We start from the raw sequence: 14,622 nt of genomic DNA on the forward strand, positions 1-14,622 counted from the left end.
GCAACTTGCAAACTTGCTTTACCACCGCAATCATAAGGAATGATCATCAGTCAAACTCGTTTTCAACCGCCGAGTGCCGGCAATGAACATGTCAGGCGCCGCGGCCTGTTGGCGCTGCTGCAGCGTTCGGGGCTAAGGCGGCTAACCACGATTGTCGCCCCGGCTGGATATGGCAAGACCTCGCTTGCCGCGCAGTGGTACGAGATGTTCAAGAGCCAGGGTGCTCAGGCGGTCTGGATTCCCCTTGATCCCGAGGATGGTGACCAGAGCCGCTTCCTTCTGGCCTTGCTGGAATCGCTTCAGAAACTGCTTCCCGACGAAAGGAAGGGGTCCGATGCCAACAGCATGCCGGTTGCTTCGCTTCTCTCGGCGCTGGTCACGCGGCTGCGCCGGATAAGGGAGCCGATCGTTCTCTTCCTCGACGACTATCACTTCGCCCAGAACGATGCCACCGAATCACTGATGGCAAAATTGCTGGCGGCGAGCGACCTAGGGCATGTGAAGTTCGTACTGATTTCGCGCAGCCCGCCCCGATTTCCGACATCTGCCCTGCGGCTCAACAGCGAATTGAAGCAGATCGGCGTCGCCGATCTCAGCTTTTCCGACATGGAGGCCCAGGAGTTTTTTGGTAGCCGGGCAAAGAAGCTGACAAGCGAGCAGATCAGCGAGCTTAACCAGCGCACGGAAGGCTGGGCGGTGGCGCTGCAGATGGTCCGGGTTCTGGTCAACGACAATATGGACAGCAGTGCCATCCTTTCGTCGTTCGATGGCAGCAATGCCGAGATGGGTCGTTATCTCTCGGAGCAGGTCTTTTCCAGTCTGCCGGAGGACATCCAGCATTTCTTGACCGAAAGTGCGGCACTTCCCGCCGTCAGTCGCCCACTTATCGGCGCTGTATCGGCTCAGGACAACGCGGTGGCATTGTTCAACCGGCTCGGCGACCACGCACTGCCCATCGCCGTTCTCGATGGGCAGGGAACTTGGATCCGGTATCATCCGGTGTTCAACAGCTACCTCAAGGAAGAGGCGGAGCGTCTCGGCATCGATACGAGACAGATATTGCGAAAGGCGGCGCACTGGTTCGAGTCTGGCGGTGATTGCGATGCGGCTGTGCGTCACGCGCTCCTGGCGGCGGATGCGACGCTTGCCGCCCAGATCATTGAAAGAGCGGGCGGCTGGCGGCGCGTCTATGCGAAGACACGCGGCGGCACGGCGCTGTTCCAGACGCTGATCGCCAAGGCGGCCGATATCAATCTGGCGGACTTCCCCCTGACGACATTGGGGTTGTCGGTGATCAACGCCAAGGCCGGCCAGCTCGATGCCGCCAACCACTATCTTGCGCTCGCCGAGCGCGCCGCAGCCACGATGGGCGAAAAGCTGGCGCAGGATCTCCGCGTCGTTCGCGTGCTGCTGTCGCTCTATACGGATAGATGGGCGACGACGGCGGATCTCTCGGCGCTCGAGGCGGATCTGTCTCAGGACAGCGGCATGGAGCCGATCCATCGGGCGCTGGCACTCAACATGCTGTCCTACAATTTCCTGATCCGCACGGATTTGGAGCGCGCTTTGCACTATGGCCAGCTTTCCATCCGTTCCTTCCGTGATGCGGGTGCCGATTTCGGCGCCATGCACCTTTATACTCATATCGGACAGGCCGCCTTCTTCAGCGGCGATAGCGCCAGCGCTGCCGATGCCTATCGAAGCCTCATCACCGAAGCGCAGGCCAATATCGGCAAGGGCTGCGATCTTGATGCTATCAGCCACGTCTTGCAGAGCGAGTTGCTTTCGATGAACGGCGACCGCCAGGCTGCCGCCGCCGTGCTTGCCTGGGCGCTGCCGCATCTGGAGCGGCATGACACATGGTTTGACCTTCTCGCGGCCGGCATCATGGCGCAACAGCGCATCTTGCGGCTGAACGGGGAGATCATGGCGGCCCATGCGGCGATCGACAGTGCGCGCTCAGCCGCCAAGCGGCGTGGTTTCGATCGCTTGATCCGGTTGATCGACGGTGAACGGGCGGCGCTTCTTCTTGCCTCGGGCGACATTAACGAGGCGGTGCGCTATGCCGAGGTCAGCGGTTTCGGTGCCGAGAGTATCAGTTCTGATACTGCCAACGATTTTGCCGTCAATCTGCGTGGCAATGTGCCCGCCTTGTTATGGACGCGGATCTATCTCGCACAGGGCGAGATTGCCCGCGCGCGCAGTACCTTCGATCGCCTGATCAAGTGCCAGTCGCGGGAATTGCATGTGCCGCGGCGCATCGAGTTGGGTTTCCTCGATATACGCCTGTTGCTCGCCGAAGGCGACGAGGCGACAGCCGCAGCCAGGCTTTCCGAGATGATGTTGTCATTGCCTGTGGCGGACTACCGCGCCATTCTGCTGATCGAAGGCCCGGAGTTCGGCCGCCGCTTGTGTCAGCTGGCCGCCAGCCGAGGCGTGCCAGATGTCGTGATGCAGCGGCTGGAGCGCCTGCAGGATGTCGTGGCGGGGGCAAGCGCCCAGGACAGCGATCTGCTCTCCGTGCCGACCGCCGCGACCGGCGGGCTGACCGACCGCGAGCGCAGCGTCCTCCGGTTGCTAAGTGCCGGTCTCAGCAACAAGGAAATCGGTCGCAAGCTCGACCTCAGCAACAACACGGTCAAGTTCCACCTGCGCAATATCTACGCCAAGCTCAACGTCACGACCCGAACGGCGGCGGTGACCATGGCGCGCGATACCGGCATCCTTCTCTGACCCAACCCTACCCGAATGGGTAGGGTTGGCAAACCCAACCCACCCTTCTGACAGGCTACCTGCCTCCGGGGATCCCGCCTAGTCTACCCGCAACGTCAATCATGAGGGTGACTGAGACGATGACCATTGAGGAAATTTCCGTCGATCCCGTGACTCAGGAAATCATCGAGGGCAAGCTGACGGCCGTCGTTGACGAAATGGGGATCGTCATGGCGCGCACCAGCATGAGCCCGGTGATCTATGAGGTTCTCGATTTTGCCTGTGGGCTTCTCACCTCCGAGGGCGAACTCGTCGCGCAGATGAACGGCATCACGCTGTTTACCGGAACCTTCGGTGTCCAGGTGAAGGCGCTGATCGAGAAATCCGCCGGCAATCTCGCCGATGGTGACGTCCTTCTCTCCAATGATCCCTATGCCGGCGGCACCCATGCCTGCGATTTCGCCATCGTCAAGCCGCTGTTCGTCGATGGCGAGATTCTCGGCTACGCCATCAATGTCGCTCATTATCTCGATGTCGGCGGCTCTGTACCGGGCAGCCTGGCTCCGAATGCCACCTCCGTTTTCCAGGAGGGAATACGTCTGCCGGGCGTCAAGATCGCGCGCTCCGACGTGTTTTCGAACGATATCCTCAGTATCATTTGCGAGAATGTACGCCTGCCGGAAATCGCTCTCGGCGACCTCAATGCGCAGGTGGCGACGGTTCGGGTCGCTGCGCGGCGTCTCACCGAACTTGCGGCGAAATACGGCTCCGATGTCGTCAGGGCCGCCTTTGCCAACCTGTTGACGGCCAGCGAAAAGCGCAGTCGGGCAGCGATTGCCGCTCTTCCCGACGGCCGCTACGAAGCGAGCGATATCATCGATGGCGATGGCATCACTGACGCGCCGATCCCCGTGCAGGTGGCGGTCACCATCGACGGTGACAGCATCATCGCTGATTTTACCGGTTGTCCGCCGGCCGTGCCTGGCCCCATCAACTGCGCGCGCGGCGCCTTGCAGTCTGCAGTCAGAACCATCGTCAAGGCGTTGGTCGGGCCGCAGGAGCCGTCCAACGAGGGATGGTTCCGGCCGCTGACCGTGATTGCGCCGCCCGGAACGATCTTCACCGCGGAAAAGCCTTCGCCGACCGGCTGGTACTATGAGGGGTCGGTGCATGCGTCCGAGCTTGTGTGGAAGGCACTTGCGCCCCTGGTGCCGTCGCGCTTCTCCGCCGGTTCCTATTCCAGCCTCTGCGTCGTCTACATCTCCGGCAAGGATCGCAACGGCCAGCCCTTTATCCACATCGAGCCGCAGCATGGCGGCTGGGGCGCGAGCGAAGAGGCCGACGGCGCCGGCGCGCTGATAGCGCTGACGGATGGAGATACCTATAATTATTCCGTCGAAGCCATCGAGGCGCGGTTTCCCTTGCGGGTCAAGAGTTACGGATACAATATCAATGCCGGCACTGGTGCCGGTCGCAGGCGGGGGGGATTTGGTATCGTGCGCGAGTATGAAATCCTTAGTAAGGATGCATCCGCCTATGGCAGCTTCGGTCGTACCCGCACCCGCCCCTGGGGTATGGATGGCGGCGGCAGCGGAACGGTGAATGCGCTGCAGATCGCATCCGCCAGCGATGGCAGGGTGCGGACTTACGGCAGGATTGCCCATATCGATCTCAATGCCGGCGATATCCTGCGCGTCATCACCGGCGGCGGAGGAGGGTGGGGCGACGCGCGTCAGCGCGAACCGCATCTGATTGAGCGCGATTTGCGCAACGGCTTCATTACCGAAGCACAGGCCGTGAAGCTTTACGGTTACCAAACGAAAGTGGCAGTATGATCAGGCTGGCAACGGATGTCGGTGGCACGTTCACCGACCTCGTCGGATATGATGAGCGCAGCGGTGAATTGTTTACGGCCAAAAGCCTGACGACCGTGCCCGACCAGTCTATTGGCGTGCTCGACGCGATCGCCTCTGCGGAAACCAAGGACGGGCTTCGCACGAGGGATGTTACGTTTTTTGCCCATGGCGGCACGACGGTCATCAATGCCATTACCGAGCGCAAGGGTGTGCGAACCGCGTTGGTGACGACCGCGGGCTTTCGCGACGTTCTGGAAATCGGCCGTGGCAACCGTCCCGATCTCTACAATCTGCGATTCCGCAGCCCTGCCCCCTTTGTTCCCCGGAGCTTACGCTTCGAGGTGCGGGAACGGCTCGACGCTTCGGGAAAGATCATCACGCCGCTGCACGTCGAAGACCTCAAGCCGATCATCGCCCAGTGCAAGGCGGAAAGGATCGAAGCGGTCGCGATTCTCTTCCTCCACAGCTACACAAATCCCGAGCACGAGATTCTTTGCGCCGATATTCTGGCCGCGGCCCTGCCGGATGCGACCGTCTGCGCCAGCTATGAAGTCTCGCGTCAATGGCGCGAATATGAACGTTCGAACACCGTCGTGCTCAATGCCTATGTCCAGCCGATCATCCGCCGCTACTTTGCGCGGCTGGAAGATGCGTTGATGCGGCGCGACCTGACATGCCCCTATTATGCGATGCAGTCGAACGGCGGCATCGCCACTTTCGAACAGGCGGTCAGCAGTCCGTTGAGCCTGGTCGAGTCCGGGCCGGCGGGCGGTGTCGCCGGCGCGGCGCGGATCGGCAATGCTCTCGGCGAGAGCGAAGTCCTGTCTCTGGACGTCGGCGGCACGACCGCCAAATGCTCGCTAATCCACGGCGGGCGCCCGACGCTGAACGTCGAATATAAGCTCGAGCATACCCGCATCGAGCCGGGTCATCCCATTCAGGTGCCGGTGGTCGATATTGTCGAGATTGGTTCCGGCGGCGGTTCGATTGCCTGGCTCGACGAACGCGGCGTCCTGCGTGTCGGCCCGGAAAGCGCCGGTTCCATGCCAGGCCCGGCCTGTTACGGTCGCGGCGGCACGAGACCGACGCTGTCGGATGCCATTCTGACGATCGGGGTCTTCGATCCCACCAATTTTGCCGGCGGCTCCATGCACCTCGACAAGCAGAAGGCCGCCGAAGCGATCGCCACCATCGCAACGCCTCTCGGCTTGAGCATCGAGGATGCCGCGATCGCAATTATCGATATCGCCCACGCAAGCATGATCAATGCGCTGAAACTGGTGACGGTCCAGCGCGGGCATGATCCGCGCGAAGTGGCCTTCGTCATCAGCGGCGGTGCCGGCCCGGCGCTTGCAACCAGGCTTGGACGGGATCTGAGCGTCAAGTCGACGGTCGTCCCGCTCCATCCCGGTCTTTTTTCCGCCTGGGGCATGCTTGCCGCCGAACCACGCGCCGATTTTCGCCATACCTGGTTCTCGGCCTTGACCGCAGAGGCGATCAAGGCGTTGCTGGCGCGCTTCGACAAGCTCGAACAGGAAGCGATCGCCTATTTCGCCAAGGGCCACGACGCCGATATCCGCTTCACCTATCAGGTTGAGGCGCGGTATCGCGGGCAGGAACATGGGGTTTTTGCCCAGTTCTACCGTGGCGATGATCGCGAGGTCTTTGCCGAGCGCTTTCATGCCGTCCACGAGCGCGCCTATTCATTCCGCCTGCCGCACGCGGCCATCGAGATCACCACGCTGCATCTCGAAGCGGTTCTGAACGGCCCGGTAATCGCACTGCCGGCCTTGTCCAAAAACGGACGGAGTCTCGAAGCTGCGTTGACAGGGCAGCGTAATGTATATTTTGGTGCTGTTCTCGGCTGGGTTTCTTGCCCGGTCTATGAGCGCAGCTTGCTGGCGCCCGGTCAGTCGATCGAGGGTCCGATGATTGTCGAGGAGGCAACGGCGACGACGCTCGTACAGGAGAAACAGCAGCTGAGCGTCGCCGATAACGGCGTCCTGATCATTCGCGAAAGCGTCTCCGAGGCAGGCTAGTGGCTATATCCATTCAGATCGAAAAGGTCAGCAGGGAATACGGGCCGGTCAAGGCTCTCGACGATGTAACGCTTGATATCGCCGCCGGTGAATTTTTCACGCTGCTCGGGTCGTCGGGTTGCGGAAAGAGTTCGCTGTTGAAGCTTATCGGCGGTTTCGACAGACAGACCTCCGGCCGTATTTCTTTCGATGGCAAGGATATGAGCGACGTGCCGGCCAATAGGCGTCCGGTCAACACCGTTTTCCAGAGCCTTGCGCTTTTCCCGCACATGACGGTCGCGCAGAATGTCGGCTACGGCTTACGGCTGCGTGGGGTGTCGGGAAGTGCGCTGGCGGCCAGGATCAACGATGCTCTCGATCTGGTCGAACTCTCCGGTTTCGGTCCGCGTGATGTCAATCTTCTTTCCGGCGGTCAACGCCAGCGTGTCGCCCTTGCACGGGCCTTGGTCATGGAGCCCGGTATCCTGCTACTCGACGAGCCGCTGACCGGCCTCGACGAGCGCTTGCGCCAGCAGATGCGCGACGAATTCGGACGGTTGCACAAGCGCACCGGCGCGACCTTCGTCCTCGTCACTCACAATCAGGATGAAGCGCTCTGCCTCTCGGATCGCATGGCCGTGATGCACAAGGGGCGCATCGAACAGGTGGGTGCGCCTGCCAGCTTCTTCGAGGCCCCGGCCAATGCTTTCGTCGCCCGTTTCGTCGGCATCGATACGCTGGTGCGTCCGGAGGAGATCACGACGTCCGAAGGACAGACCCACGCGGTCATTGCCGGACAAAGGGTGCCGGTGCGTGTCGCCGGTCCGACGGACCCGCTTCAGTCTGTCGTCGCCATCCGCGCGGACAGGCTGTTTCTCGCGGCTGCGGATGCGCCAGGGACGCTGATGCTGACCGTGGTCGAAACGACGTTCCGCGGCTTGTATCACGAACTCAAGCTCGCTTTCTGGGATGGCCAGACGTTGACGATGGCGATTGAAGAAGAGACGGGATTGGGCGGGCTTGAGGCCGGAAGATCCGTTCGGGTCGGTTTGAAGCAGGATGCCGCTGTTCTGATTTCCAATGCAGGACTATTGCCTACGAGCTGAATGGCTGCTTTGTGGTGTGTTGAGAGTAAGTAGTGATTCAACCTAGCCACGAAGGGGAGTGACAATGGCAAAGCATGGTGGAATATTTTCATCGGCACGGCACAGCAATGTGCAGAGACGCGAGTTTCTGAAGCTTATGGGAGCGGGAAGTGTCGCCCTTTCTGCCGGTAGTCTTGGGTTGGCCTCGAGCGCTGCTGCGCAGGATGCCGCGACGGTCGCTTTCTGGGCAACCGCGACGCTGGATATCGGCGACAAATGGAAGGCTTTCGCCACCCAGAACGGCGTAGCGCCCGAGTTCACCGACAACGGCAACGACATCGGCCCCGTCATTGCGCGTCTTGCCGCCGGCAATGCCAATGATCTCTTCGACGTCGGCGGCTTCCAGGGCGGTGCCGAAAAGGAACTGGCGCGCCAGGGTGTCATCATCCCCTGGGATCTGACGAAGATCCCGAATTACGAGAGCGTCTGGCAGTGGGCCAAGGATATTCCTTACCTCAAGCATGACGGCAAGCAATACAGCATCCCGACGGTCGTCAATGCCGACTCGATCATTTATCGTCCCGACAAGCTCGGCAAGGTCGATAGCTACGGCGTAATCTTCGATCCCAAGCTCAAGGGTCGCGTGGCCATGGAGGATGCCTGGATCAACAGCGCCATCTTCACCGCGATGTATCTGAAGGAAAGCGAAAACAAGCCGATCGTCGAGCCGGGCAATCTGACCGAATCCGAACTCGGCCTGGTCATGGAATTCCTGATCAAGCACAAGAAGGACGGCCAGTTCCGCACCTTCTGGAATGGCTGGGAGCAGGGCGTCCAGCTGGTGGCCGATCAGGAAGTCGACGCCATGACCGGCTGGGAGCCGATCGTTTACGAAGGGCGCAAGCGTGGCCTTCAGGTCGAATATGCCGCGCCTGTCGAAGGCTATGAGGCCTGGGGCAACAATACGGTGCTCCTCAAGGGCGCCGGCGATCGCGGCGTTAGCGATGCCGCGCATAAATTCGTCAACGGCCTGCTCGGCGGTTTTTATGGTTGCGAACTCGGCCAGGCCCGTGGCTATCTGGTGCCGACCGACAACAACCTGGCCTATGCCAAGGCCCATCCGGACGAATACAAGGCGGATGAGGTCGAGAAGCTGGCCGAGCACGTCAAGGCCAAGTTTGCCGGCAAGGTTTATTGGCAGAACACCCGGCCGGATAATTTCCAGCTTTACGAAGAGTGGTGGCAGAAGCTACGGAATGCCTGAGTTTTAGAAAATTGGGCAGCGGCGACGTCTCTTGGTCGCCGCTGCCGTCCATTCCTGAAGGGCCTCCATGTCCAAAGCACGCTTGCCGATTTCGTCGATGCTGATGGCGCCGCCGCTATTGGCGATTCTGGCGTTCGGACTGGTGCCTCTGATCGTCGTCGTCGTCTGGAGTTTCTGGAGCTGGGATCCGGTGACATACTGGATCAAGCCGGACCTGAGCCTTACAGGCTATGCCGGCATCCTTGAGGCCGGGCGTTGGACGGTCGTCGTCTCGACCTTGATCAAGGCGTTCGGCACGGCGTTACTATGCCTGCTCATCGCCTATCCCACCAGCTATGCGATCCACTTTCTGGCCGGGCGCCGGCTGAACGTCATCCTCCTCGCGCTGATCACCATTCCTTTTTTCACATCCTATCTGATCCGGTCCTTTTCCTGGCGGCTCGTGCTCGGGCGCACCGGAATTATCAACGAGTGGCTGCAGGGTATCGGGATCATCGATGCGCCGCTCGACTGGCTGCTGTTTAGCAATTTCGCCGTCATCGTCGGGCTGGTTGCATCCTATCTGCCGTTCGCGATCTTCCCGCTGCTCTTGTCCATGCGCCGGGTGGATCCGACCTATCTGGCGGCTGCGCAGGATCTCGGCGCCGGCTTCTGGAAGAGCCTGACGACGATCCTTTTGCCCCTGACAAAATCGGGCATTTTCGCCGGTTTCCTGTTCGTCTTCGTCATGGTGGTGGGCTCATCCACGGAAGTGCAGATGCTGGGCGGGGCGGGTGCATCGATCGTGTCGGTGATGATCAACGACGTCATGCGCGTTGCCAATTATCCGATGGCTTTCGCCATTTCGACCATCGTGCTCGTCGTGATCTTCGGCCTCGTGCTGGTCGGCAACCGCATCTTCGGCCTTGCATCGCTGTTCGAGGACCAGTCGCCATGATGCTGCGCGAAGGTCTTGCCAACCGGGTTCTGCTTTGGGTCGTCACGATCGCCGGCCTGCTCGTGATCTATGCGCCGCCGCTCTATCTGCTGGCGATCTCGTTCAATCCTGCCCTGCAGCCAGGCCTGCCGAATATCTCCGAACTCAGCCTCAAATGGTACGCATCGCTGCCACAGGAGGCGGCGCTGATCGGCGCCTTGGAGCAATCGCTGATCATCGCCACGGTGACGGCGGTTCTCGCAACCCTCATGTCGCTGCTGGCGGCGCTCGCCTATTTCGAATTGCGGGCGCGCCGGACAGCATGGTTTTTGACGGTGATCCTGCCGATGTTCGTGCCGGGTGTGATCCAGGGGCTGGCTCTGTCGGCGGTGTTTGCGCGCGCGGGCGTCAAGGCATCGATGCTGACGGTCATCGCGGGCCATTTGCTATGGGCCATGCCGTTCGCCTTTATCGTCATTCTGACCAGCTTTGCGGCCGTGCGGCAATCCTATCTCGTTGCGGCGGCCGATCTGGGTGCGGACTGGTGGCATCGGTTTTTCGATATCATCCTTCCGCTAATCCGCCCCGGCTTGATCAGCGCCTTCATCTTTTCCTTCCTGCTGTCGCTCAACGAATTCACGCGCGCCTTTTATCTGGCGGGACGGCAGAACACATTGCCGGTGGTGCTGTTCGGCAAGATGAACTCCGGCGCGTCGCCGGTGATCTACGCCATGTCCGGCGCCATATTTCTGATCTCGGTCCTGTGCGTCGCACTGATCGCGCTCCGCTTCCTGTGGCAGGCCCGGATAGAGGATTCTGCGCAGCGCAGCGGCTGAGTTCGCCAACATATTGGCGGGTGCCGAGGCTCCCATGCCGGTTCGCCAAAAACGGCAAGCCGCGACCATTTCTCCATCGATAGCTCTCTCGCCCTGACCTTCGAAGTCTCGGCATGATCCCGCTCGACTTGTCTCTCACACGGGCCGAACTCCCGTGGAGCGGAGGCTTTTTCGTGCGATCGGCGCCCGACATATCGCATCTTCATTTGGTAACTTGACATTTGTCGATATCGAGTCGAATATTGTCAAACATGCCAATCGAGGAGGCGGTGAGGATCGTTGGATCCCCTGTGCCGGATTGGGCTTGAGGAGGCGAAGTGGTGGAATTCCTGCTTGAAGTAGAAGGGCTCCAGAAGTCCTTTGGTGGCGTCGCGGCATTGCGCGATGGTCGTTTTCAGCTGCGGGCGGGCTCGGTGCATGCGCTTTGCGGCGGCAATGGCGCCGGCAAGTCGACCTTCCTCAAGATCCTGATGGGCATTCATGCTCGGGACGCCGGCCTGATCCGTCGTCGTGGCAAGGAGGTCGACTATGCGAGCCCCGCCGAAGCGCTGGCGGCCGGCATCGCCATCATCGAGCAGGAGCTTAGCCCTATCCCGCATATGACGGTGGCCGAAAACATCTATCTCGGCCGCGAGCCGTCGGTCCGTTTCGGCGGCATCGATTTCAAGACCATGAACCGTAGCGCCCAGGCCCTGCTCGATCGGCTGGAGTTCAATATCCGCGCCACGCAATTCATGATGAACCTCTCCGTCGCGCAGGTGCAGCTGGTGGAAATCGCCAAGGCGCTCAGCCACGATGCGGAAGTGATCTTCATGGATGAGCCGACCTCCGCCATCGGCGAGAAAGAGGCGCAGCAGCTGTTTTCGACGATCGAGCGCCTGAAGGCCGAAGGCAAGGGTATCGTCTATGTCTCGCACAGGTTGTCGGAGATCTTTCAGATCGCCGATTCCTACACGGCGTTCCGCGATGGATCCTATGTCGGCAGCGGTACCATCGCCGATATCGACAGGGCCGGTCTGATCCGCATGATCGTCGGCCGCGAACTCGGCGAGGAATATATCAAGACCAACACGCCGACCGCGACTGCCGGCTTCGAAGTCTCCGGCCTGACGGCGCCCGGCAAGATCGACGATATCTCTTTCGTGGCGCACAAGGGGGAGATCTTCGGCATCTACGGTCTGATGGGCTCGGGGCGAACCGAGATCTTCGATTGCATTTTCGGCCTCGATGCACCGACGAGCGGCAATATGAAGCTTGCCGGACAATCCATATCGGTCAGAAAGCCGGCCGAGGCGATGCAGCATGGCATCGCCTTTGTGACCGAGGACCGCAAGCTGACGGGGCTCAATCTCTGCGACAGCGTGCGCAACAATATCTGCCTTGCCAGCCTGCCGGAAATGAGCCCGCAATTTTCGATGGACCGTCGCGCCGAAGCTGCCGCCAGCGCGGCGATGATCGAGCGCTTCGGCATCAAGGCGGCGCGCGACAGCATGGCGGTTTCGGGCCTGTCTGGTGGCAACCAGCAGAAAGTCGTGCTTGGCAAATGGTTCCTGCGCAAACCGAAGGTGCTTTTGCTGGACGAGCCGACCCGCGGCGTCGATGTCGGCGCCAAGCGCGAGATCTACCGCATTATCTGCGACTTCGCCGCCGAAGGCGGCACGGTCATCATGATCTCGTCCGAGATCGATGAGGTTCTCGGCATGTCCGACCGCATCCTGGTGATGCGTCAGGGGCGCTCCGCCGGGATCCTTGAACGGAAAGAGGCCGACGCCCAAGCGCTCGTCCACCTGTCGACATGACCACGACAGGCAACGACGAGCGACAGGGTCGCGTCCGGCAACAAGAGGTGTTTCATATGTCCGCCACAGACAATAATCGGTCCAGTGCATGGTTCAGTTCGGACCGGCGCCGGCTCATCGTGCAGGAATACGGGATCTTCCTGGCGTTCCTGCTGCTTGCCGTCATTCTGTCCGTTTCAAACGAATATTTCCTGACGCCGGGCAATATATCGAACGTGCTGCTGCAGACCTCGATCAACGGCGTCCTGGCGATCGGCATGACCTTCGTCATCCTGACGCGGGGTATCGATCTCTCGGTCGGCTCCGTCGTCGCACTTACCGGCATCATCAGTGCGAGCTTTGCGACCACCTCCGCGACGGCGGGCATTGTGGGCGCACCCTATCCGCCTTACGTGGCGCTCGCCGTCGGGCTGCTGGTCGGCGTCGCATGCGGTGCGGTGGTGGGATTGATCGTCTCGCGCTTTGCCGTTCCGGCCTTTGTCGCAACGCTCGGCATGCTCTCGGCAGCTCGCGGCCTGACGCTCATCTATGGGGGCGGCAAGCCGGTTCCGGCATTGACCCCCGATTTCCGCTGGATCGGCACCGGGACGGCTTTTTCCATCCCGATGCCCGTCATCCTACTTGCCATCGTCTTCGCGGTCTCCTGGTGGGTGCTCAATCGCACGCGATTTGGCCGGTATATCTATGCCGTCGGCGGCAATCCGCATGCGGCCAACACGTCGGGCATCAACGTCACCCGGCTGCGCTTCCTCGTCTATGTGATTTCTGGCGGTCTTGCCGGCCTCGCGGGCATGATCCTTTCCGCGCGCACCGGCTCCGCGCTGCCCCAGGCCGGCATTGCCTATGAACTCGATGCAATCGCTGCCGTCGTTATCGGGGGCACCAGCCTCTCCGGCGGTGTCGGGCGCATCACCGGTACGCTCATCGGGGCGCTGATCATCGGCGTCATGAACAACGGCCTCGATCTGATGGGGATCCAGTCCTACTACCAGCAGGTCCTCAAGGGCGCGCTCATCGTGGGGGCGGTGATGCTCGACCAGAAACGAAATCTGGGCAGTTGAGCCCGAAGACATTCGGGTGCCGTGCACCTGGAAACCAAACGGCGCGCCACAATGGTCGCCGGAATTCCAACGGAGGAGATTTACAATGAAGAAATTACTGATTGCCCTTGCTGCCGCGACCGCGCTGCTGGCTTCACCGTCCCTGGCGCAGGACAAGAAACTGAAGATTGGTGCTGCCCCTTACGGCCTCAACGCCGAATTTATGCAGATCTGGTCCGCCGCGCTCCAGCAGCACCCAGCCGTCAAGAGCGGCGAAGTCGAGCTGACGATCTTCGACGGCCGTTACGACGCTCTCGTTCAGCAGGAGCAGTTCAACACGATGATCACGCAGAAATTCGACGCCATCATCTTCGTGCCGATCGATATTGAAGCGGGCGCGACGGCGGTTCAGGCGGCGCATGATGCCGGTATCCCGGTCGTGGGCTCCAATACAAGGGTGAATTCCGACCTGTTGTCCGCCTATGTCGGTTCCGACGATACGATTTCCGGCTACATGGAAGCCAAGACCGTGCTCGACAAGATCGGCTGCAAGGGCAACGTGGTAATCCTCGAAGGCCCGATCGGCCAGTCGGCGCAGATTTCCCGCCTTGAAGGCAACAAGAAGGCGCTTGCCGAGTGCCCCAACGTCAAGGTCATCGAGGACCAGACCGCGAACTGGTCGCGTGCCGAGGCGCAGACGCTGATGGAAAACTGGCTGACCTCGCATCCGGGCCAGATCAACGGCGTGATCGGCCAGAACGATGAAATGGCGCTCGGCGCGATCGAAGCGATCAAGGCGGCAAAGCTCAATGTCGGAGATTTCGCCATCGCAGGCATCGACGGCATCACCGATGCGCTTCACGCCGTCAAACAGGGCACCATGACGTCCATCCTGCAGGACGCCACCGCGCAGGCGCAGGGTGCGCTGGATCTCGCCATCTTCAACGCCAAGAAGGGCGCCTACAAGCCGGAATCCCCGATCTGGGCCGAGTATCCGAAAATGCCGTTCAATGACGGCAAGGACAAGAACTACAATGTTCCGTGGACCCCGGTGACCACAGAGAACGTCGATAAGCTGCTTGAAACCCGTAAGTGA

Annotated in this window: 10 protein-coding genes; all 10 read left to right on the forward strand. The window is 60.9% G+C overall.

Translation table 11 applies throughout. The features are described 5' to 3' along the window. Positions 1-39: 39 nt before the first annotated feature. On the forward strand, positions 40-2,733 hold the full coding sequence (locus RRH01S_RS08545; protein WP_007689423.1) for a LuxR C-terminal-related transcriptional regulator: 2,694 nt from the start codon (positions 40-42) through the stop codon (positions 2,731-2,733). 119 nt (positions 2,734-2,852) lie between these two features. Next, positions 2,853-4,547 carry a hydantoinase B/oxoprolinase family protein gene (locus tag RRH01S_RS08550; RefSeq protein ID WP_007689425.1) on the forward strand — a complete coding sequence of 565 codons (1,695 nt, stop codon included), beginning with the start codon at positions 2,853-2,855 and terminating at the stop codon, positions 4,545-4,547. Then, entirely contained in the window at positions 4,544-6,607 is a 2,064-nt protein-coding gene (locus RRH01S_RS08555; RefSeq protein WP_042470932.1) for a hydantoinase/oxoprolinase family protein, read from the forward strand. Before RRH01S_RS08550 ends, RRH01S_RS08555 begins: the two co-directional genes overlap by 4 nt. Beyond that, entirely contained in the window at positions 6,607-7,692 is a 1,086-nt protein-coding gene (locus RRH01S_RS08560; RefSeq protein ID WP_034522358.1) for an ABC transporter ATP-binding protein, read from the forward strand. Before RRH01S_RS08555 ends, RRH01S_RS08560 begins: the two co-directional genes overlap by 1 nt. Positions 7,693-7,756: 64 nt before the next feature. Then, on the forward strand, positions 7,757-8,935 hold the full coding sequence (locus RRH01S_RS08565; protein ID WP_034522357.1) for an ABC transporter substrate-binding protein: 1,179 nt from the start codon (positions 7,757-7,759) through the stop codon (positions 8,933-8,935). Between the two features lie 67 nt (positions 8,936-9,002). Then, positions 9,003-9,872 (forward strand): ABC transporter permease, encoded by an 870-nt coding sequence (locus tag RRH01S_RS08570; RefSeq protein WP_034522355.1) that lies wholly within the window; start codon positions 9,003-9,005, stop codon positions 9,870-9,872. Then, positions 9,869-10,687 (forward strand): ABC transporter permease, encoded by an 819-nt coding sequence (locus RRH01S_RS08575; RefSeq protein ID WP_034522354.1) that lies wholly within the window; start codon positions 9,869-9,871, stop codon positions 10,685-10,687. The genes RRH01S_RS08570 and RRH01S_RS08575 overlap by 4 nt, the downstream gene beginning before the upstream one ends. A gap of 320 nt (positions 10,688-11,007) precedes the next feature. Continuing rightward, complete coding sequence (locus RRH01S_RS08580) at positions 11,008-12,486, forward strand: sugar ABC transporter ATP-binding protein (protein WP_037222035.1); 1,479 nt, start codon at positions 11,008-11,010, stop codon at positions 12,484-12,486. Between the two features lie 56 nt (positions 12,487-12,542). Then, entirely contained in the window at positions 12,543-13,547 is a 1,005-nt protein-coding gene (locus tag RRH01S_RS08585; RefSeq protein ID WP_042471177.1) for an ABC transporter permease, read from the forward strand. 85 nt (positions 13,548-13,632) lie between these two features. Further along, positions 13,633-14,622, forward strand: coding sequence for a substrate-binding domain-containing protein (locus RRH01S_RS08590; RefSeq protein ID WP_007689441.1), 990 nt, complete (start codon positions 13,633-13,635; stop codon positions 14,620-14,622).

This window comes from Rhizobium rhizogenes NBRC 13257 (assembly GCF_000696095.1).
GTDB classification, from domain to species: domain Bacteria; phylum Pseudomonadota; class Alphaproteobacteria; order Rhizobiales; family Rhizobiaceae; genus Rhizobium; species Rhizobium rhizogenes.

What these genes read in the sequence shown, in the direction of transcription:
- RRH01S_RS08545 (WP_007689423.1), top strand. Translation starts at nt 40, where the DNA reads ATGATCATCAGTCAAACTCGTTTTCAACCGCCGAGTGCCGGCAATGAA.
- RRH01S_RS08550 (WP_007689425.1), top strand. Translation starts at nt 2,853, where the DNA reads ATGACCATTGAGGAAATTTCCGTCGATCCCGTGACTCAGGAAATCATC.
- RRH01S_RS08555 (WP_042470932.1), top strand. Translation starts at nt 4,544, where the DNA reads ATGATCAGGCTGGCAACGGATGTCGGTGGCACGTTCACCGACCTCGTC.
- RRH01S_RS08565 (WP_034522357.1), top strand. Translation starts at nt 7,757, where the DNA reads ATGGCAAAGCATGGTGGAATATTTTCATCGGCACGGCACAGCAATGTG.
- RRH01S_RS08570 (WP_034522355.1), top strand. Translation starts at nt 9,003, where the DNA reads ATGTCCAAAGCACGCTTGCCGATTTCGTCGATGCTGATGGCGCCGCCG.
- RRH01S_RS08575 (WP_034522354.1), top strand. Translation starts at nt 9,869, where the DNA reads ATGATGCTGCGCGAAGGTCTTGCCAACCGGGTTCTGCTTTGGGTCGTC.
- RRH01S_RS08585 (WP_042471177.1), top strand. Translation starts at nt 12,543, where the DNA reads ATGTCCGCCACAGACAATAATCGGTCCAGTGCATGGTTCAGTTCGGAC.
- RRH01S_RS08590 (WP_007689441.1), top strand. Translation starts at nt 13,633, where the DNA reads ATGAAGAAATTACTGATTGCCCTTGCTGCCGCGACCGCGCTGCTGGCT.